At 52.1% G+C, this 19,300-nt stretch carries 17 protein-coding genes; 10 read left to right on the forward strand and 7 right to left on the reverse strand.

The genetic code is table 11. The features are described from left to right. Entirely contained in the window at positions 1-1,929 is a 1,929-nt protein-coding gene (locus tag ACO0LG_RS14545) for a serine aminopeptidase domain-containing protein (protein WP_423027503.1), read from the forward strand. Here ACO0LG_RS14545 and ACO0LG_RS14550 read toward each other — a convergent pair. Then, positions 1,898-3,181 (reverse strand): lipopolysaccharide biosynthesis protein, encoded by a 1,284-nt coding sequence (locus tag ACO0LG_RS14550; protein ID WP_423027505.1) that lies wholly within the window; start codon positions 3,179-3,181, stop codon positions 1,898-1,900. The two genes, ACO0LG_RS14545 and ACO0LG_RS14550, sit on opposite strands and share 32 nt — an antisense overlap. Before the next feature lie 154 nt (positions 3,182-3,335). On the opposite strand from ACO0LG_RS14550, the gene queC reads away from it, so the two are divergent. The 3 genes from queC to ACO0LG_RS14565 all read left to right on the forward strand — a co-directional run bounded on the left by queC (position 3,336) and on the right by ACO0LG_RS14565 (position 6,324). Continuing rightward, positions 3,336-4,058: a 7-cyano-7-deazaguanine synthase QueC gene (gene queC / locus ACO0LG_RS14555; RefSeq protein WP_423027507.1), complete on the forward strand. Its 723-nt coding sequence runs from the start codon at positions 3,336-3,338 to the stop codon at positions 4,056-4,058. A 71-nt stretch (positions 4,059-4,129) separates the two neighbouring features. Continuing rightward, on the forward strand, positions 4,130-4,873 hold the full coding sequence (locus tag ACO0LG_RS14560; RefSeq protein ID WP_423027509.1) for a metallophosphoesterase family protein: 744 nt from the start codon (positions 4,130-4,132) through the stop codon (positions 4,871-4,873). Between the two features lie 14 nt (positions 4,874-4,887). Continuing rightward, complete coding sequence (locus tag ACO0LG_RS14565) at positions 4,888-6,324, forward strand: protein kinase domain-containing protein (RefSeq protein WP_423027511.1); 1,437 nt, start codon at positions 4,888-4,890, stop codon at positions 6,322-6,324. A 43-nt stretch (positions 6,325-6,367) separates the two neighbouring features. Here the strand turns inward: ACO0LG_RS14565 and ACO0LG_RS14570 are convergent, their stop codons facing one another. Further along, positions 6,368-7,138: a DUF3108 domain-containing protein gene (locus tag ACO0LG_RS14570; RefSeq protein ID WP_423027513.1), complete on the reverse strand. Its 771-nt coding sequence runs from the start codon at positions 7,136-7,138 to the stop codon at positions 6,368-6,370. A 2-nt stretch (positions 7,139-7,140) separates the two neighbouring features. Next, positions 7,141-8,283, reverse strand: a complete 1,143-nt coding sequence (locus ACO0LG_RS14575) for a DUF3108 domain-containing protein (RefSeq protein WP_423027515.1) — start codon at positions 8,281-8,283, stop codon at positions 7,141-7,143. 110 nt (positions 8,284-8,393) lie between these two features. Here ACO0LG_RS14575 and ACO0LG_RS14580 point away from each other — a divergent pair, with 110 nt between their 5' ends. Further along, positions 8,394-9,719 carry a branched-chain amino acid ABC transporter substrate-binding protein gene (locus ACO0LG_RS14580; RefSeq protein WP_423027517.1) on the forward strand — a complete coding sequence of 442 codons (1,326 nt, stop codon included), beginning with the start codon at positions 8,394-8,396 and terminating at the stop codon, positions 9,717-9,719. Between the two features lie 33 nt (positions 9,720-9,752). Continuing rightward, the gene (locus ACO0LG_RS14585; RefSeq protein WP_423027519.1) at positions 9,753-10,694 is read left to right on the forward strand and encodes a PhaM family polyhydroxyalkanoate granule multifunctional regulatory protein; all 942 of its coding nucleotides are present in this window, start codon (positions 9,753-9,755) and stop codon (positions 10,692-10,694) included. 150 nt (positions 10,695-10,844) lie between these two features. Here ACO0LG_RS14585 and ACO0LG_RS14590 read toward each other — a convergent pair whose 3' ends face one another. Further along, on the reverse strand, positions 10,845-11,774 hold the full coding sequence (locus ACO0LG_RS14590; RefSeq protein ID WP_423027521.1) for a hypothetical protein: 930 nt from the start codon (positions 11,772-11,774) through the stop codon (positions 10,845-10,847). Between the two features lie 289 nt (positions 11,775-12,063). On the opposite strand from ACO0LG_RS14590, the gene ACO0LG_RS14595 reads away from it, so the two are divergent. Then, positions 12,064-12,483, forward strand: coding sequence for a hypothetical protein (locus ACO0LG_RS14595; RefSeq protein ID WP_423027523.1), 420 nt, complete (start codon positions 12,064-12,066; stop codon positions 12,481-12,483). Positions 12,484-12,494: 11 nt separating this feature from the next. Continuing rightward, a complete protein-coding gene (locus ACO0LG_RS14600; protein WP_423027525.1) occupies positions 12,495-13,448 on the forward strand; it encodes a hypothetical protein in 954 nt (317 codons plus the stop codon). Positions 13,449-13,531: 83 nt separating this feature from the next. Here ACO0LG_RS14600 and ACO0LG_RS14605 read toward each other — a convergent pair whose 3' ends face one another. Next, a complete protein-coding gene (locus ACO0LG_RS14605; protein WP_423027527.1) occupies positions 13,532-13,981 on the reverse strand; it encodes an OsmC family protein in 450 nt (149 codons plus the stop codon). A gap of 244 nt (positions 13,982-14,225) precedes the next feature. On the opposite strand from ACO0LG_RS14605, the gene ACO0LG_RS14610 reads away from it, so the two are divergent. Further along, complete coding sequence (locus ACO0LG_RS14610) at positions 14,226-15,296, forward strand: flavodoxin family protein (RefSeq protein ID WP_423027529.1); 1,071 nt, start codon at positions 14,226-14,228, stop codon at positions 15,294-15,296. Between the two features lie 217 nt (positions 15,297-15,513). On the opposite strand, the gene ACO0LG_RS14615 is transcribed toward ACO0LG_RS14610, so the two are convergent. Further along, entirely contained in the window at positions 15,514-16,056 is a 543-nt protein-coding gene (locus ACO0LG_RS14615; RefSeq protein WP_423027531.1) for a PadR family transcriptional regulator, read from the reverse strand. Positions 16,057-16,223: 167 nt separating this feature from the next. Here ACO0LG_RS14615 and ACO0LG_RS14620 point away from each other — a divergent pair, with 167 nt between their 5' ends. After that, a complete protein-coding gene (locus ACO0LG_RS14620; RefSeq protein WP_423027533.1) occupies positions 16,224-18,239 on the forward strand; it encodes an FAD-dependent oxidoreductase in 2,016 nt (671 codons plus the stop codon). A 42-nt stretch (positions 18,240-18,281) separates the two neighbouring features. On the opposite strand, the gene ACO0LG_RS14625 is transcribed toward ACO0LG_RS14620, so the two are convergent. Beyond that, on the reverse strand, positions 18,282-19,181 hold the full coding sequence (locus ACO0LG_RS14625) for a hypothetical protein (protein ID WP_423027535.1): 900 nt from the start codon (positions 19,179-19,181) through the stop codon (positions 18,282-18,284). Positions 19,182-19,300 lie beyond the last annotated feature (119 nt).

Below are 19,300 nucleotides of genomic sequence, written 5' to 3' on the forward strand. Positions count from 1 at the left end.
TTGGTAACGCAACAGTATCCCAGCAAAGATATTTTATATACACCACTAGCCTTTTGGTTTGGTGATGCAGCTACTCCCATGCTGGGCTGGTACCATCCCGCCCGCATACGCGATGCTGGTGGCAGCCGTCGCTGTGGTGTGGTGCTTTGCCCGCCATTCGGGCATGAGTATATGGTGTCTTATCTGGCGTACAAGCACCTGGCTACGCATCTGGCAAAAGCTGGTTTTGATGTCTGCTTTTTTGACTATAACAATACCGGTGATGCGGCTGATGCAGTGGGTGACCGTATAGAGCTGTGGCAAAACAATATACGCCAGGCCGCGCAACAATTGCGCCAGATGGCGGGTATAGAACATATTGCTCTGTTTGGTTTGCGCCTGGGCGGCTTGCTGGCAGCGACTGTCGCAGCCAGTGTTGATGCCAAGGCGCTCATGCTGATGGCACCGGTCATCTCGGGTCGCGCCTATGCGCGTGAAATGTTGGTATTGCGCAGCATGAGCTCGCTGCAAAAAGACGTGGAAACTGAGCAGACCATAGATCCCAATCATGTGGTGACGGATGATGAACTGACTGGTTATGAATTCAGCGCAGCCACCCGCAGCAGCCTGGGCAAGCTGGACTTGAGCAAGCTGCCAGCGCCAGCCATGCCAGTCTTTTTGCAGCAACGTGATGATATTACAGGTCAGGAGGCCAAGCTGGTACAGGCCTGGCACCATCATGACCATGCCCTGCAATTGTCAGCATTACCGGGCTATGCTGCGATGATGCGCGAAGACGCGCACGACACTGAAGTGCCACATGCGATCTGGCAGGAGATGCAGGCCTGGCTGGCGCGTTACTTTTCCTTGCACGACGTCGGCAGCAGGGATGCCCCAGCGACCAATGATATCGCCAGCCTGCGGATTGCCAATACCATCGTCGAAGAGGAACTGGTCGAGTTTGAAGGCATGACAGGCATAGTCAGCCACCAGACCGGGGCAGATGCGTTTGCCTTGCCAGCCGTGATCCTGTGTAATATCGGCGCCAATCACAGGGTTGGCAATCACCGCCTGTATGTCACACTGGCGCGTAGCCTGGCCGGCCAGGGCTTTTATGTACTGCGTTTTGACAAGTCTGGTATAGGTTACAGCAGGACTACTCCGGACGACCAGGAAAACGACGTCCATGCCGCATCCAGTGTCGATGATCTCAGTAGCGCCATGTATTTTATGCAGGGCAAATACCATAGCCCGTCTTTTGTGCTGACAGGTTTATGCTCCGGTGCCTATATGGCTTATCTGAGTGGACTCAGGGATGAACGTGTCAGCGGTCTGGTGCTCATGAACCAGCTGACCTATCGCTGGCGTGCGGGCGATACCATAGATGCACGCAAGAAAGCTACCATCAAATCTACCCATTATTATGTGCATGCCATGGCCAGGGGTGATACCTGGAAACGCGTACTTAAAGGGCAAGTGGATTTTCGCCAGATCACTGGTAATTTATTGCGCCGCGTAGGCAAGCGTTTGCACACACAATGGCAATCCCTGGGCACCCGTCTGATGCACAGTAATCTCTTTCTTGGTCAGGTGGCGCGTAATTTCAAGAACCTCGAAGCCCGTGGTGCGGAGCTGCTGCTAATTTATGAGGCCAGTGATACGGCAGTTGATGTCATGACCGAACAATGTGGCAGGCATGCAAAATTGCTGGGGCAGAGTGAGCGTATCAGTCTGAAATTCTTTAGCGGGGCTGATCATACCTTCACGCCACGCTGGTCACAACTGGCCCTGGTCGATTTCATCAGCGGGCATTTGCTGCACCGCTTCAGTTGCCGCCCGCAAGCACGGGTTGCTGCCATGCCTGCATCTGCTTCCCCGCATCAGCATGTTGATGCCATTACTGAGTTGGACAATAATGCTAAGCCTGTTTCTGCAGACGTGGCAGAATAAAACGCCAGACCACGATCAGTTCAAATATTTCGACGACGATCAGGGCAACGATTGCCCCTTGTGCCCCCATGCGCGGGATACTGAAGGCGGTGATCAGTAACACCATGCTGAGCGTCACGCTGCCGAGGAAAAACATTTGCTTGTAAGCGCCGCCACTGGATAACCAGGATGTGCCCACCCAGCGTGCTGCATTAATGGCGAAATATGCACCCCACATCATGACCAGGGGATCAAGCCCGCTGTACTTGGCGCTAATGACATGGGTTTCCAGCCAGGGTAATCCGGTCAGGAGCAGGGCAACATAGGCCAGTACCACCAGTTCTATACCGGCGATGGAAAACAGGGTCAGACGCTTTAGGCCATGCCAGTCTTTTTCTGCCATCAGGCGGCTGGCTTCCGGCCTGGCTACCCGCGACCAGGCTGCCACTGCCAGCGGTATGGGCATCAGCATCAGGCGTGATGCATTCAGGTCGGCAATCGCCGCCACCCCCAGCCAGGCACCGGACAGATACACATAGCTGTAATTGGATAGCCAGCCGACGATGACGCCAGACACTGCCCAGCGCCCATGGCCTGAGATGGTCTCCTGATGGTCATTGATGGCCTGACGGATTTCTTCTTCTGCATGGGCTTCGACATCGGTAGAGGTATGTGCCAGAAAGTGTTGGCGGCTGGCCAGCGTGCACAGGAAGGAAGAGGCAGCCAGTAGCGCAAACACCGTGACCAGGTCAAAATGCTTGCTGAAATAGAGGGAAGCCAGGCCTATGCCGACCAGGCCCACATATAAAATATCTTGCCGCAACACAGAAATAATGTCGGATTGAATAAAGCCCACAGTACGGCCATATTCACGTATGCCATTGCCAAACAGGTAAGTGGCAAATACCACGCCCAGCAGCCAGCTTTTGTTGCTGTAATGGGTTGCCGCCGGGACGAATTCCACAATCACAAAGGCCAGTGAGCCTATCGCCAGGGTCCAGAACACCTGTTTATACCAGTAGTGACGCAACAGGGATTTACGAGTGTCACCGTGGACCGATGGTGCAACTGTAGTCAGCGGGCCGGCTATCCAGGAATCGACAATCAGGCCAACCAGCAAACCACCGGCGTACAATTGCCCATACAGGCCATAGTCGTCCTTGGCCACCAGATTCATGAGCAAAATGCCAATGACGAAATTCAAGGCGCTGAGCATGCCCTGATCAATGACAGACAATATGGAAGAAGAAAGAAATTTTTTATAAAAACTCATGAGCTTGCACGAGAGAGTCCTGGCTTATGATGCGGGATTGCAATGCGTGAGCTGACCTCAGCATATTTTGCAACAGAAACATAACATCAAGACTAGTTGATACACAAAGTATTTCATTCTTTTACAATGGCTTAACCTTTATTTTCCCTCATTTATGAATAATTTAACCACTAAAGACAGGGCACTGGTGTTGTTCAGTGGCGGCCAGGATTCTGCTACCTGCCTTGCCTGGGCACTTTCCCGCTATGCCCATGTAGAAACCATAGGTTTTGATTATGGCCAGCGCCATGCCATAGAGCTCAGCGTCAGGCCTGTGCTGATAGAAAAAATGCGCCAGTTTTCACCTGAATGGCAAAGCCGCCTCGGTGAAGATCACATGATAGACCTGGGCTTGATTTCGCAGCTCTCTCATACGGCCATGACAGAAGATATCGCCATAGAAATGCAAGAGAATGGCTTGCCGAATACTTTCGTCCCTGGCCGTAACCTGATGTTCATGATGACGGCAGCCACGCTGGCTTATCGCCGTGGCTTGAATGTGCTGGTCGGCGGCATGTGTGAAACCGATTTTTCCGGTTACCCGGATTGCCGTGACGACACCATGAAAGCCCTGCAAGTGGCGCTGAACCTGGGTATGAATACCCGTCTCAAGCTGGAGACTCCGCTGATGTGGATCAACAAGGCGCAAACCTGGCAACTGGCAGAACAACTGGGCGGCTCCGCCCTGGTTGACCTGATACGTGAAGACACCCATACCTGTTACCTCGGCCAGCGCGGCGATATGCATCCCTGGGGGCATGGTTGTGGTACATGTCCGGCCTGTGCTTTGCGTGCCCGTGGTTATGAGTATTACCGCCGCAGTAATTTCGACCTGTAATTTTGACTTGTAAGCTTGCTGTTAACTTGCTGGCTTAGAATAGCTGCACACACCATGAATGAAATCCATCAATGCTGATTGCCATCATCACCGACCTGCATGCCAACCGCGAAGCCCTTGAGGCTTGCCTGGCGCATGCAGAAAAGTATAAAGTTAACCGTTATGCTTTTCTGGGTGATCTGGTCGGTTATGGCGCTGATCCCCGTTGGGTGCTCGACACCGTCATGGAGTATGTCAGGCAGGGCGCATGGGCACTGGTAGGCAACCATGATGCAGGCGTGTTGCCGGGTGATCGGCAGGGCATGAACCCGATTGCCAGAAAAGTGGTGGACTGGACGCGTGACCAACTGAATGCTGAACAACTGGATTTCATCGCCAAACTGCCTTACCGCATAGAGTGGGAAGACATCTTGTTCGTGCATGCCAATGCCTGGGCACCGGAGAAATGGGAATATATAGACGGTGTCATGGAAGCCACCCGCAGCATGCATGCGACCAAGGCCAGCATTACTTTTTGCGGGCATGTGCACATGCCTTCCCTGTTCCATATCAGCCTGACGGGCAAGACCGGTGAATTTACTCCAGCGCCTGAAGAGGGCATACCGCTGAGCAGGCAAAGGCGCTGGCTGGTTATCCCTGGCTCGGCAGGTCAGCCACGCGATGGCAATCCGGCAGCCTGTTATGCGACTTTCGATACCGAAAGCCAGGTGCTGACTTACTACCGCGTTCCTTACGACACTGAAAAAGCCTGCCAGAAAATCATTGCTGCAGGCTTGCCAGCAGCTCTGGGACACAGGCTCTTACATGGCAATTAGCGGGCACTGTCACGATGACTGAGCACGCGTATCAGCATCAGCGGCTGCAAAGCGGCATGGAATTCGATGGCTATCGCCTCGAAGAAAAATTGCATACCGGTGGCATGGCAGCCCTGTGGCGGGTTACGGATTTGCGTGATCGCCTTGTGTCCGCCCATGAGGAGCAACTGCCTCTGATCATGAAAGTGCCGCTGCTGTACGCAACCGACGACCCTACCGCCATCGTCGCTTTTGAAGTCGAGCAAATGATCATGCCCAAGCTCAAGGGGCGCCATGTGCCACGTTATTTTGGTGCAGGTGATTTTGATGCCCAGCCCTATATCGTCATGGAGCAAATCGCCGGCACATCCTTGCGCAGCCGCTTTGAACAAGCGCCCTTAGCGGTGGCAGAGGTGGTCGATATAGGCATCAAGGTCGCGCATGCCTTGCAGGATCTGCACAAGCAGCATGTTATTCATCTTGATATCAAACCCAGCAATATCATGTTCCGCCCTGAAGGTACGGCGGTGCTCATCGATTTTGGTCTGTCGCGGCATGACAGATTACCCGATCTGCTGGATGAAGAATTCCGCCTGCCTATGGGCACTGGTCCGTATATTTCACCCGAACAGGTATTGGGTGTGCGCAATGAACCGCGCAGTGATCTGTTTTCTCTAGGGGTGTTGCTATACCACCTGGCGACCGGGCAACGGCCTTTTGGGCATCCGACCTCCGTATCCGGTTTGAAGAAGCGCCTGTACCGTGACCCCATACCTCCGCGCAGTCACCGCAGTGATTTACCGCCCTGGTTGCAGGAAATTATCTTGCGTTGTCTGGAGGTAGAGCCGCAGGGCCGCTTTGATACCGCCGCCCAGCTGGCTTTTTTATTGCAAAATCCTGATCAGTTGCAATTGACAGCCCGGGCAGAAAAGCAGGCGCAGGATGGTTATTTGTCGGTACTCAAACGGCGCTTTCACGTTGCCGGGGCAGAGCCTGCTTTATCGCAGAGTGCCGCAGACCAAATATCCCGCGCCCCTTTCATCGTTGCCGCACTGGATTTGACCAGTGGTTCAGAAGCGCTGGCAGAAAGCCTGCGCAACATCACCAGACGTATGTTGCAAACCGAACCTGGCGCACGTCTGGCCTGCCTGACCATACGCAAGGTCAGCCGCATAGGCATGGACGAGAGCCTGATACAGCAGGGCGAAAACATCCACGTCAAACAACTGGTCGAACTCAAGCACTGGGCCAGGCCGCTGAACCTGAATCCGGACAAGATCACCTTCCATGTGCTGGAAGCATCTGACCCGGCAACTGCCATCGTGGATTATGCACGCAGCAACCAGGTTGATCACATCATCATCGGTTCACGCGGTAGCTCAGCCTTGCGCCGCTACCTGGGCAGTGTGTCTTCACAAGTGGTGGCCGAGGCAGAATGCACGGTGACCGTAGTTAAAGCCAGCGACAAGTGAAGATGAATGATGGTGGAATGCATGAACGTGGAATCAGTGGCGCTTATTTTTTCACGCTTTCCAGAACCTGATCAACAAAATCGCCATCAGCATCGCTGAACTTCAGCCGCACAGGGTACCATTCCAGGCTGGGTGCCAGCCATAAGTCCAGTTGCTGGTCTTTAGAGTCAGCAGGCGGTGCCTTGCTGACATGGATAGCGACCATGTCCCCCATAGGCGTTTTGATATTTTCTGAGCCCAGCACTTTAAAGGTCCAGGGATCTGCATCCCTGCGGCCCGCAACCAGCATCTTCCATTCTGAACCTGCCTTGAAAGCCTCACCAGCGGCGCGGGCGATGGCGATCAGTTGCCAACTGGCGCTGGTCCTGTCCTGCTCGCCGCCTTTCAATACATAGGTTTCAGTTGAGGCACTAAAGCGCAGGGTTTTGCTGTCACGCTCAAAGCTGGTGGTGGTCGCGGGTTTGCGAAAGCGTTTTTCCACAAATTTGTCAGGTGCCAGGCCATAGTCATCGATATTGCCCTGGCTGCTGGCATCCAGGATTTTACCCACCAGCATGGCATGGGTTTCTGTAATGATGTTGTACTTGCGGTCGGCAATTTGCCATTTGACCAAGGCTGAACCACTCAGTGGCAAACCGCTTTGTTTGGCCTTGATGCTGTATTGCAGCTCCACCGGGGGTGGCAGTTTTGTCGCATATTTGATGGTAGCGTCCTGGCCTTGCGCCATGGATTGACCACTAAGGCCCAATGTCAGCAACAGCGGGATGAACAAGCTCAATGGTGGGCGACTTGATTTACTAGTTGATATGCGCATGATTATCTTTCCATATTGACGACAGTGACAATTTTGGTAGCGGTCTGTGTCGTCACAGCGCCATTACTTTCGGTATTGCGTATTTGTACCGGGTACCAATTCTGGTCCGGAGAGAGCCAGATTTCGAGCTTGGAGTTGTAAGAACCAGGCAGTGGTGGCCGTACCACATGCCAGGCCATGATCTTGCCTGCCTTGGTGTCTACTTCTTCATAGGCCGTCACGACAAAGACAAAGGTCGAGACATCACGTTCCTCAGCCACTTGCAGCCGGATTTCGCGGCCAGGCTGGAATTTATCAGGATCGGCATAGCCAATACCTGCGAGTTGCATGATGAAACTGGCCTTATCCTGGGCACCATCTTTTATGTCTGCCGTTTTATTCGAAGAAGAAAAACTGACAGATTTCTTTTCATGATCAAAATGCGTTGCGGTCTCACTGCGGTTACGCCGTTTTTCTGAACTGGTCGCGGGTGTGATGCCATACACATCAATCAGGCCTTCACTGCGCATCTGGTAAAGGTTAACCGAAGTCAATAACAAGTCCAGCGAGGCTTGTATGCTCATCTTGTATTTGCCAGTCTTGAATTCCCAGTTAATCTCGCCATCACCATAAACCGGGCTGCGGTTAGGTTCAGTACGCACGATGCGCATGGTGATCGTGCCAGTCTGGGGGGCACGCACAGGATAGGTTTGTGGCCCCTCGGTATTGCTGCTGTCCTGGCCAGGTGTACCGCTGGCCTCCTCTGCCTTGACTTCAGGCTTGGTCTCGGTTGCTGGTACAGGCGTATTATCCTTGACTTCAACAGGTGCTACAGGAGCTGGTTCGGGGGCGGGGGCGGGGGCGGGTTCAGGCTCAGGGATGACCAGAGGCGTCACTGTCTTTTTCACCGCAGCGGGCGGTTTTGCTTCAGGCGCTGCTTGTGGGCCTGATTTCAGGGCGGGACTGACGGTTTTTTGCTCTGTCTGTTCTGGGATGTCCCTGAATTGTACTGCGATGGGGTTTTCCTGCAATCGTGGCTTGTCTGGCATCACGTTCCTGTCCTGGCCATACAAGACAAACAGGTGCAGCAATACTGCCAGCGTCAAAAACAGCATATTCTGGCGGGTCAACAACATGGTATTAAATTGAGGGGCGGTAGCATTCATCCTGCTAGTGTAAACGCAGTAGATAAATTTTGGATGACCTGAGGTATTTTGCCAGGGAGTAAAATGGCATTTTTTGCAGTAATCATGCTGGATATGCCTGGATTAATCTGATGCCGATGACAATAACAAGCTATTTGAAACAATATTCCCCCATGTTGCTGGCGCTGTGCCTGCTACAGAATGTCCGGGCGGCAACCCCGCAAAATCCTGGTAGTTCCAATTCCAGCCCCAGCCCCAGTTTCAGCCTCAGCCCGATACGCATAGGTATGATAGACGGACTCAGTGGCGCTTTCAGCAATGCTGGTGAGGCAGTGCAAAGGAATTTGCAGATCGCTATAGAAAGAATCAATGTCCGTGGTGGTGTGCACCTGCCTGACGGTGCCCATCCCCTGCAATTAAGCAGTTTTGATAACAAACAAGGGGTAGAAGACTCCCTGATTGCGCTTAAACATGTAAGCGACCAGCATATCCCCTTTGTCGTGCAAGGCAATAGCTCTGCCGTTGCCTTGGCACTGGTGGATGCCATCAACAAGCATAATCAGCGCGCTCCGGATAATCGCATACTCTTTCTTAACTATTCTGCAGTCGACCCGGCACTGACCAATGAAAAATGCAGTTACTGGCATTTCCGTTTCGATGCCCATGCCGATATGCGCATGCATGCGCTGACTGAAGTCATCAAGGCTGACAGCCGTGCCAAAAAGATTTACCTGATAGGCCAGGACTATAGCTTTGGCCGTCAGGTCAATAAATCAGCACGCACCATGCTGGCTGAAAAAAGACCGGATATCAGCATCGTCGGTGAAGATCTGCACCCCATAGGCAAGATCAAGGACTTTTCACCGTATATGGCGAAGATCAAGGCCAGCGGTGCCGATGCCGTTATTACCGGCAACTGGGGCAATGACCTGAGCCTGCTGGTCAAGGCTGCCAAAGATGCAGGCATGACGACCAAGTTCTATACCTTCTATGGCAATGGCCTGGGGGCACCTGCCGCATTGGGTGACGCTGGTCTTGGCAGGGTACGCGCCGTGGCTGAATGGCACCCTAACGCTGGTGGTGCGGACAGTGACAGGTTTTACCAGCAATTCCGCCAGCGTTATCCTGATCCGCGCGATGATTATGTACATTTGCGCATGCAAGTCATGATAGAAATGCTGGCCACCGCCATAGAAAAAGCAAAAACGACGGAAGCTGCGGCAGTCGCCCGTGCCATGGAAGGTGCGCAATACAAGAATACCTTCCATGATGCCATCATGCGGGCAGAAGACCATCAACTGATACAGCCGCTGTACGTCTCGGTCATGCAAAAGAAGGGCGAAAGTGACGTGCGTTTTGATAATGAAGGCAGCGGCTATGGTTTTAAAACCGAACGATATTTCGATGCGCGATTGACGGCTTTGCCCAGCTCATGCAAGATGGTCAAAATTAGATAAACTGCAACCCTGAAAAGATAAAGGAAGAATCGTATGAGTAATCCGTTTTCTGGTTCTGAAATTCCCGGCATGAATGCCATGGGCGATACCCTGTCTTTCGTCAAGAAACTCTGGGGCAATATGCAGGTACCTGGTATGGTTGCCCCGCCCATGTCGGTGGATGAACTGGACAAGAAAATTCAGGATTTGAAGACGGTGGAATCCTGGCTGACCGTTAACATGAATATGCTGCGCGGTACCATACAGGCGCTCGAAGTGCAGCGCGCGACGCTGGCTGCGCTGCAATCGATAGGTGAAAGCTTTGCCCAGCACGCGAAGCAGGCCGGTGCGATGGCGGAGCAGGCAACTTCAAGTTCAACGGCTAACAATTCGAGCAACAGCAACAGCAACAGCAACAGCAACAGCAACAGCAACAGCAACAGCAACAGCAACAGCAATAGCAATAGCAATAGCAATGCTGACTGGCCCATGCATCCACATGCTGCCAAGGCAAAAGCCACAGAAGCTGATCCCGATGAAGAAGTGGACGAAGATAGTGCAGACTTGCCGCTGGAAGCCAAAATAAGTCCTGTGCAGGCTGAAGTGCCATTGGCAGAGGATACTCAATCTGGTCGGTCAGCCAAAGCTTCAGTCGCTTCAGAAGCGACAGACACCAATGCACCTTTCGTCAACCCGGCCGCCTGGTGGGGGTTGCTGCAAGAGCAATTCAAGCAAGCGGTCAGCAAGGCAATGGACGGGCAGCAGGTGGAGGTGTCAGAAGCAACAGTCGCAGTGCCAGAAAAGAAGACAGCTATAAAGAAAACGACCAGCAAGCCATCTGCCAAGTCTGCGCCGGGGCCAACAGAGGCGAAATCAGAAAATAAAGCCAAGGCTGCCGTAACCGGCAAGACATTGACCAGGGCAGGCAGCGGGGCTGCCACCAAGCCAGCCGCCAAACCTGCCGCCAGGGCTGCAAAAACAAGCAAACAAAAATAAAATCACCAAGGTGCCGATGCTGAATGATCAGCACCGGCAGCTTAATGAAAAGGGCATTGTTTGATCTGTCCGGTCTAATTGGGGCGAGGGACTGACCCAGGTTTAAGCGGCAGAGCCAGAAATATCCTGGGCCCGGGCGCCTGTCGGCGATCAATAAAACGGGGAAGCGCAGTTGACCTTGTTGATTTGCTTGATTTCCACTACCTTCAAATTATTATCCATCATCCAGGCAGACAGGCGTTTGATGGTCGGATGGCCGGTTTTGTTGATGACGATCACTTTATCGGATTTGCCATAAACGCAATTGCTTTTAAATTCCAAACCCTCTTTGGCACCGATGGTGGGCAGTGGGATGTCTATCAACTGCAAAGGGAATTTTGCCAGCTCTGCTGCTGGCATTTCGTCATAGCGGATATTTGTGTCAATAATGAATGCAGCCCTGGAAAACTGCTCAAGAGCGGTGTCCGCTTTTGTTTCTATATGTTTGACGGCGACAAGTATGTGTTTGTTGCCAATATTATCTGCACTTATTCCAAACCAGTTGTCTTTGAGTTCCTTGCGCGACGGCAAGCCACCTGCTGCGGGGGCAGCAGGTGGAACGGCCGCCACAGGTGCAACTGCGGCAACGGGCGCGACGGCTTTCGTTACAGCAACTGGCGCAGGTGCGGCCTTGACGGGTGCTGCTGCAACTTCTTCACCCTGATATTTGTATTTGCCATCAAACGGCACGTCACCCCATGCGCTGGCGCAAGTTTCGACATGCAATTGCATGCCACCGGCGGCGCGTTTCAATGTCATATTGCAGCGGCCTTCGCTAAAGCTCCAGCCACCCGGCGCATCCGCCAGTTTTCCTTCGCCTGCACCGCTGCGTAAATTACCGGGTTTCCCTTTTTCTGCCACTTCCAGCGTGAATTTGCCGTCAGGCTTGACCGTCAACTGACGTTCAAAGCCATTATCACTGGCGTCATAGACACCGGCTTTGGGAAAAGGACTGTAGTCTGCAGCCATGGCAGGGGCTGCGATACATGCGAGACTGACTGCGAGCAGGCCGAGGGTTTTCAGGGAAGGTGTGCTTTTCATGTGGTCGCTGGATGAAGGTTATTGAAATTGGTCAAGCTATGCCTGTTCCCGAATATCGAGTCGTATCTGGGCGCATGATGCATTAAAGTAAATGGATGGTGCATGACAGGTGTAAGCGTGTCAATCAAGTAATTGTGTGTTTTATATTAAAGCGCAACAATGTGTAAGCAGATTTGCATCGTGGTCAGGATTTTGTTATTAAATTGGCGGTGAAAATATTGCCACATTGTGATAGCACTAAAACGCATTTTTACTCATTTTCTTTACTGAAACATCAGGAGAACCGGTAGTGGCCTTTTTCTACGAGAGAATCCCCGAAGCGGATATTGTGGCTTTTGACTTGCGCGAAATTGACAAGCAGTTTCCCATGGCGACAGCGTCCAGGTGGGTGATAGATCGCGAACGCAATATCTATCTGCGCTATATGACCTATGACCGTGAACAGCCATCACACAAAAATTTCAGCTATTTCTGGAACGGTAATCTGTATAGCTTGCGCCTGCGCAGCGAAGGACAGGACCTGACCGACAATAAGTGGAAAACCATCTGGAGCTGGCTGGGCATGCGTGAACCTGAAGCAAAAGCCAAGGCGGAGGTCGAAGCGAACCGTACTGCTTTCATGGCCGATCTCAAAGATGCCTTGCGGGCCTACCGCGATGGTTCCTTGTCGCCTGCCTATTCTGCCCACATTGCAGAATTCGACTTTTAGACGGAGGGCTTATGTCAGGTCTCAGTCATCAGCAAGCCATGGCGCTACTGCAAGATCATCCCGAAGAGTACCGCACGCCAGATTCATTGAAAGATCTCGCCAACCAGGTGTCCATCTATTCTGATGGACAAGTCACTTTGCTGTATGGTGGCATGGTGCACAAAGATATTTCCAGTAATGACCTGGTCGAACTCATGGTTGCCAATCAAGAGGATATACGGGCGATTAACAAGACACCGGTAGCAGCTTTTCTCCAATCGGAAGACTATCTGGAAGCCGTTGCCAGGGCGCATCACTGCAAGTCAGTCGATGAAGTCCTGAGCAAGAGAGATCATCCAGCCAACCAGTTCATGTTCGCCGCCACCGATGGCCGCTGGGCTGATGCTTCGGCACGTTTTGCTGCGGCCACCAAGGGCGAGGTCATGACACTCAGCGGTTACGCCGGCGCAGATCGTACCCTGGGTCTGGTAGAACTGCCCACCATATTGAAAAACCCTGAGGTTACCCATATCAATGGCAAACCCAAGGCAGTATTTGAGATGATCTATGAAAAAACCGGTTCACTGACCGAGGTATTCAAGGCCGTAGCTGCTTCTTCTCATGACTTGATGCGCAATGTGGAGGTCAAGGCATCTACCCATGTGAATGCCGATGGCAGCGAGAAAAAGATTGCTGAAAAAGTCGGCTCAAAGAGTTTGTTCGAAGGCTGTGTTTACCGTGGCACCAGCCTTGCCAAGGGCGAAGCAAATCTGTCAATTGCCACTGCAACTGATCCAAGATACCAGGTCAATATCAATGAGGGCAAAGTGCATCTGGATCATGCGGAACAAAAAAACAAGGCCGACAAAAAGTCCGGCGACGGTGCAGCAGGTTTGCTGCTTGTGGCCGATACACCTTCATCCAGGCTGGTCGCACTTCCTTCCAGCCCGGCACTGAAAAGGGAATCATTTTCCTGTAAAGTCTGAGCTGTGAACTCAACCAAGGAACGACGGATAGTTCGATGGTTTGTGTGACTATCCGTCGCAATTATGGTGTGGTTATGGCGTGGCTATGGCGTGGGATCCACACGCAGTGTTGCTTGCAATGTTATTTCAGGAACGCTGGCCAGTGCTTTTGACAGGGGACAATCACGTTTTGCGCCCGCCGCAATTTCCTGGAATTGCGCATCGTCTATGCCTGCGACTGTGGCTTCCATCGTCAGCGCAATACGGTCTATCACAAAGCCTTCGCCCTGTTTGGTGAGTCTGACACTGGCCTTGGTATCTACATCAGTCGTTTTCAAACCGGCTTTTTCGCAGGCAAATGAAAACGCCATGGTGAAACAGGCTGCATGGGCTGCACCCAGCAATTCTTCAGGGTTGCTGCCACGCCTGTCATCTTCAAAGCGGCTGGCAAAGCCATAGGGATAATCTTTCAAGGCCCCGGTTTCAGTGCTGATATTGCCGACCGCAGTTTTGCCCGAACCTTCCCAATGTACGCTTGCAGTTTTTTCGCTCATGGTCATTCCTTTTAAGTGATTGCTCAACATGGATCAGGACCAGGCACAATATTGTGCAAAAGCATGGCTTTCGCCTCAGTGTTTCCCGACCTGACTTAACAGAGATTATGCTTCTGTTTTAAACGCATCTGTTCGCTAACACACCGAGGGGTAACGAAAGGATTTGCTATCGTGATGCAATAGCTTTTGCAACGATTGTGGCTGGCTCGCTTGACCGCGTTTACTTCATCAGGAAACCATCATCATGATACAGATACGCTTAGGCCAGGTAAAACCGCAGCTCAGTCGCGAAGAATTTGGGCAACGTTATCGTGCCAGTTTTATTGATCCGGCTTTTCATGCAGAAGAGTCCGCCATAGCCAGGCTGGAAGAAATTGCCTGGCATGCTTATGATGAAGGGCGCAAAGCCCCTTACACGCAAAAAGCTGGCGCTGGCTATGCAGACCCTGAGTATGATCTGTCAGTGGAATGGCAGGCGACCAAAGACTGTCTGGAAGCCGCGCAGGCAAAGTGGAGTCAGGCATCGACACCATCGCGTGTCTTGCTGATCTGCGCTTCTGCACGCAATGACGGCACTTGTCCTGGTGAAATGTCCAAGAGTTTTCGTCTGTTGCAAATCGCCAAAGAAGAACTGGAACAAGCGAATATTCAGCCCGATGTACTAGACCTGAGTTTGCTGACCTCGGAGTATGGCAAGAATATTTTCCCGTGCAAGGGCTGCGCTTCCACTGCCATGCCCTTGTGTCACTGGCCTTGTAGCTGCTACCCCAATCATGCACTGAACCAGACTAATGACTGGATGGCAGAAATCTATGAACGCTGGACTGCCGCCCACGCCGTCATCATCATCACACCTGTCTACTGGTACCAAAGCCCCAGCCCTTTGAAGCTGATGATAGACCGCCTCGTCTGCGCGGATGGTGGCAACCCTGATCCGACTTCTACCTCAGGTAAAAAAGCCGCCAAGGCCAAGGAATTGGAAATGGCGGGCTGGAATTATCCTCAGCATCTGGCAGGTCGCGCTTATGGTTTGATTGTGCATGGTGATGTTGCTGGTGTTGATGACTCGCGCCGCGCACTCTCGGACTGGCTGGACTGGATGGGTTTTATCGATGCGGGTACACAGGCACGCCTGGGCCGTTACATAGGTTATTACGAGCCCTATGCGAATAGCCATGAAACGCTGGATGTAGATCTCGCCATTCAGCAGGAATCACGCAACGTGGCGATTGCAGTCGCCAAGGCTGTCACAGAATTGCGTGCTGGCCGTTTGCAGGCGGTGCAGGCTGATGTGAAACGACCACGCCCAAAATAGTAGGACTTACGCAAAACCGCCCCAGCTGCGTTGTAGCTCCTGCATTTAGCAAGATTCGGTACTAAAGTACTGTTTTCGTCGCTACGGTGTGGTCTGGGTTTCAGGTAACATGTTACCTCCCGACAAAACGCAGCCCCCTTGCAAGGGGGCTTTCTTTAGCAAGGCCTTGCTGGGACAATTTTGCATAAGCCCTAATAGAGACGGAAACTGTGCTTCTTCACTTCGCTTCAGTACCATCCTTCAAGATGCGTAATGCTTCTTTGGTCCACTGCACACGGCTTTCTTCAAAGGTAATGCCTGCTTTTAAAATCAGGTAGCGCAGTTGCTGTTCGTGCGACAGTCTGGCAGCGCTGAAGTCGCGGTTTTCTATCTCTTTGTAGGTCTGTAGTTCTTGTTCATGCATTTGCAAACGACGCTCAAATTCCTCCACCAGGCCGAGTGGGCCTATCGCAGCATCAGCGCGTAGTTTGACCATCATGTCATCGCGCAATCTCATCGGCGCACTGCTTTCACTGGCCCAGCGCCGTAATTCATCCCGGCCTGCGGGCAGGATATCGATAAGCTTTTTACCTGCGCGCCCACCTTCAACTTCGGTCGAGATGACCCAGCCCTGGCTTTCCATGCGCCCCAGTTCCCGGTAGATTTGCTGGTGTGTGGCATGCCAGAAATAGCCTATGGACTTGTCAAAACGTCGCGCAAGGTCATAGCCTGAGCATGGCTTTTCGGCAATCGAGGTCAGCAAGGCGTGGGGCAGGGACATGTTTTAGAGTAAATAGTCGATGTGGTTTTCAGACATTTTATATGCAACTGGTTGCATAAATAAAGCAGTTTCGGTATTCTCTTATGCACTCAGTTGCATACTCAGTTACGTATATGTATTTTCGGCATCTGCGGCTGATTGAACCCCTTTATCTTTAGGAATATGCCATGTCTTTTTATCCTCACCTGACAAAGCCACTCGATTTGGGTTTTACTATTTTGCCCAATCGCCTCTTAATGGGTTCCATGCATGTGGGGCTGGAAGAAGTCGACAATGGCTTTGAGCGCATGGCGGCATTTTATGCAGAGCGTGCCCGCGGCGGCGTTGGCCTGATCGTGACTGGCGGTATCGCCCCGAATGAAAGAGCGCGCCCCATGCATGGCGGTGCCATGCTCACGACTGAGGCAGAAGCAGAACACCACAAGATAGTCACCAAGGCCGTACATGATGCTGGTGGCAAGATCGCCATGCAGATTTTGCATTTTGGCCGTTACTCTTACCAGCCTACCCTGGTGGCACCCAGCGCCATCAAGGCACCGATCAATCCATTCAAACCGCATGCATTGACTACTGAAGAAGTGGAAGAAACCATTTCTGACTTCGTCCGCTGTGCCGCGCTGGCGCAATCAGCGGGCTATGATGGTGTTGAAGTCATGGGCTCAGAAGGTTATCTGCTCAATGAATTCATCGCCGCCTGCACCAACCAGCGTGAGGATGAATGGGGTGGCGCTTATGAAAACCGTATACGCTTTCCTATAGAAATCGTGCGTCGCATACGTGAAAAGGTCGGCACCAATTTCATCATCATTTACCGCCTGTCCATGCTGGATCTGGTCGATGGTGGTTCCACGCTGGAAGAAGTCACGCAACTGGCAAAAGCCATAGAAGCGGCTGGTGCGACGATTATCAATACCGGCATAGGCTGGCATGAGGCACGCATTCCTACCATAGCCACCAAGGTACCGCGCGCCGCTTTTGCCTGGGTAACCAAGAAGCTCAAAGGCCAGGTGAATATCCCGCTGATCGCGACTAACCGTATCAATACTCCCGAGATTGCCGAACAATTGCTGGCAGAAGACTATTGCGACATGGTCTCGATGGCGCGCCCATTGCTGGCAGACCCGTTGTTCATGCGCAAGGCAGAACAGGGCAGGGCAGATGAAATCAATACCTGCATAGGTTGCAACCAGGCTTGTCTGGATCATACTTTTGGCGGCAAGGTCACCTCCTGCCTCGTCAATCCACGCGCCTGCCATGAGACTGAACTGGTCGACGCACCTCTGGAAAAAGCCAAGCGCATCGCGGTAGTTGGTGCTGGCCCCGCCGGTTTGAGCTTTGCGACGACCGCAGCCCATCGTGGCCATGCTGTCACCCTGTTTGATGCCGGTTCTGAAATTGGCGGCCAGTTCAATATCGCCAAGCAAGTGCCGGGCAAGGAGGAGTTTTATGAAACCCTGCGTTATTTCGGCAAGCAAATCGAACTGACTGGGGTCACTCTGAAGCTTAATACCAAGGTTGATGCGTCAGACCTGTCAGACTTTGATGAAGTGGTACTGGCAACCGGCATTACTCCGCGCGTTCCGCCGATTGAAGGTGTTGATCATGCCAAAGTCCTGAGTTATCTCGATGTGTTGCGTGACAAGAAACCTGTGGGTAAATCTGTCGCCATCATAGGCGCGGGTGGCATAGGTTTTGACGTTGCCGAATACCTGAGCCATAGCGGCACCAGTCCTAGTCTTGATCCAGAAAAATTCTATGCAGAATGGGGTATCGATACCGACTATAAAAACGTCGGCGGCTTGCGCACTGCGCATGTGGAAAAATCGGAACGCCTGATTTTCCTCTTACAGCGCAAGACATCCAAGGTAGGTGATGGCCTCGGGAAAACTACGGGCTGGATACACCGCACAGGTCTCAAAAACCGTGAAGTGCAAATGATCGCCGGTGTCAGCTATGACAAGATAGATGATGCGGGTTTGCATGTCACCATCGGTGGCGAACAAAAGCTGCTGCCTGTCGATAATGTCATTCTGTGTGCAGGCCAGGAACCAAGGCGTGATCTGCAAGCCATGCTGGAAGCTGCAGGCAAGCCTGTACATCTGATCGGTGGTGCGGATGTGGCGGCAGAGCTGGATGCCAAACGTGCTATCAACCAGGGCACACGTCTGGCAGCCATAATTTAACAGTGGTATAGCAGATGGCGGTTTTTACTGCCATCTGCTACATTATTTAGTGAACAGTTTTTCGTATTCTGTCCTGTCCTGGTCCGAAATAAACGCATCCAGATACAACGACCATGAATTCTGGTTACGATCAGCCATGTTCTTGTTCAAACCAGGTATCAGTGCCAGTTTGGAGGGTGGCAAAGAGCGCTTGCGTATTGCATCAAACACGATATCGCTAAAATGTTCAGCAAAGCTGACCGGGCTGCCAATTTCTTTCAGCAAGCGGTCTATGATGGCTATTTTATCAATACGTTGCGTGTCGATAAAATAGCGCACCATTTTTGACAATGGTGTTTGCAGGCTGTTTTTCTCCAGCCGCAATTGTTGCCTGAGGATAATCTTTTTCGTATCCGTATTCAGGCGGTTCTCTATCAATTCAAGTACAGCGCCATTTGGCGCTGCCAATGCCACTTCCAGCATGGTCCAGCGTTCACTTTCATTGGCTGCGTACTCAGCAATATTGTCGTAGCTGATATGCGCCTTCAGTTCTTCATCCGAGATCAGGCTGCTGTCTTCTGTCATGACAAAATGGGTTTTGCCCAGGCTGTCGTGCATACTTTCGAGCAAGAGCGCTGTGATGGGCAAATTACCAAAGAAAACAGAAAATCCGAGTATGTCGCCATACAGCCTGATTTTGGAGCGGTCTGAAATCGCAAATGCCCGCAAGAAATCATTGCTGTCGCGCGGCAGGGCGCAACGGCTGAAGTACTGGCGAGGATAGCCCCTGGCCAGATAAGTCTCGACGATACGCAGACCATTTTCTGCCTGCAGGCATTCAGCAACGGTAGGAACTACGCCGTCATTGGCCTCTATGGCATAGCCATCGATAATAATTCGTGCACAGTGCTTTTTAATCTCTGTTTCAGAAAAGATGCTGGCATTCAGATGTTCAGAAAGCACGAATAGTGACCTTTTTAATGAAATGTCTGATCGTTGATAATTTGTAGGTATGCAGAAAGACTCCTCGCATTGTATGCGCAACCCGGGCTCGCTAACAATTAATCAGGTCGATGTATGTG

It is taken from the genome of Undibacterium sp. Ji42W, assembly GCF_049340405.1.
Taxonomy (GTDB): domain Bacteria; phylum Pseudomonadota; class Gammaproteobacteria; order Burkholderiales; family Burkholderiaceae_D; genus Undibacterium.

What these genes read in the sequence shown, in the direction of transcription:
- ACO0LG_RS14570 (WP_423027513.1), bottom strand. Translation starts at nt 7,138, where the DNA reads ATGCGCATATCAACTAGTAAATCAAGTCGCCCACCATTGAGCTTGTTC.
- ACO0LG_RS14615 (WP_423027531.1), bottom strand. Translation starts at nt 16,056, where the DNA reads ATGTCCCTGCCCCACGCCTTGCTGACCTCGATTGCCGAAAAGCCATGC.
- ACO0LG_RS14580 (WP_423027517.1), top strand. Translation starts at nt 8,394, where the DNA reads ATGCCGATGACAATAACAAGCTATTTGAAACAATATTCCCCCATGTTG.
- ACO0LG_RS14575 (WP_423027515.1), bottom strand. Translation starts at nt 8,283, where the DNA reads ATGAATGCTACCGCCCCTCAATTTAATACCATGTTGTTGACCCGCCAG.
- queC (WP_423027507.1), top strand. Translation starts at nt 3,336, where the DNA reads ATGAATAATTTAACCACTAAAGACAGGGCACTGGTGTTGTTCAGTGGC.
- ACO0LG_RS14605 (WP_423027527.1), bottom strand. Translation starts at nt 13,981, where the DNA reads ATGAGCGAAAAAACTGCAAGCGTACATTGGGAAGGTTCGGGCAAAACT.
- ACO0LG_RS14600 (WP_423027525.1), top strand. Translation starts at nt 12,495, where the DNA reads ATGTCAGGTCTCAGTCATCAGCAAGCCATGGCGCTACTGCAAGATCAT.
- ACO0LG_RS14565 (WP_423027511.1), top strand. Translation starts at nt 4,888, where the DNA reads ATGACTGAGCACGCGTATCAGCATCAGCGGCTGCAAAGCGGCATGGAA.
- ACO0LG_RS14585 (WP_423027519.1), top strand. Translation starts at nt 9,753, where the DNA reads ATGAGTAATCCGTTTTCTGGTTCTGAAATTCCCGGCATGAATGCCATG.
- ACO0LG_RS14610 (WP_423027529.1), top strand. Translation starts at nt 14,226, where the DNA reads ATGATACAGATACGCTTAGGCCAGGTAAAACCGCAGCTCAGTCGCGAA.
- ACO0LG_RS14550 (WP_423027505.1), bottom strand. Translation starts at nt 3,181, where the DNA reads ATGAGTTTTTATAAAAAATTTCTTTCTTCTTCCATATTGTCTGTCATT.
- ACO0LG_RS14560 (WP_423027509.1), top strand. Translation starts at nt 4,130, where the DNA reads ATGCTGATTGCCATCATCACCGACCTGCATGCCAACCGCGAAGCCCTT.
- ACO0LG_RS14590 (WP_423027521.1), bottom strand. Translation starts at nt 11,774, where the DNA reads ATGAAAAGCACACCTTCCCTGAAAACCCTCGGCCTGCTCGCAGTCAGT.
- ACO0LG_RS14620 (WP_423027533.1), top strand. Translation starts at nt 16,224, where the DNA reads ATGTCTTTTTATCCTCACCTGACAAAGCCACTCGATTTGGGTTTTACT.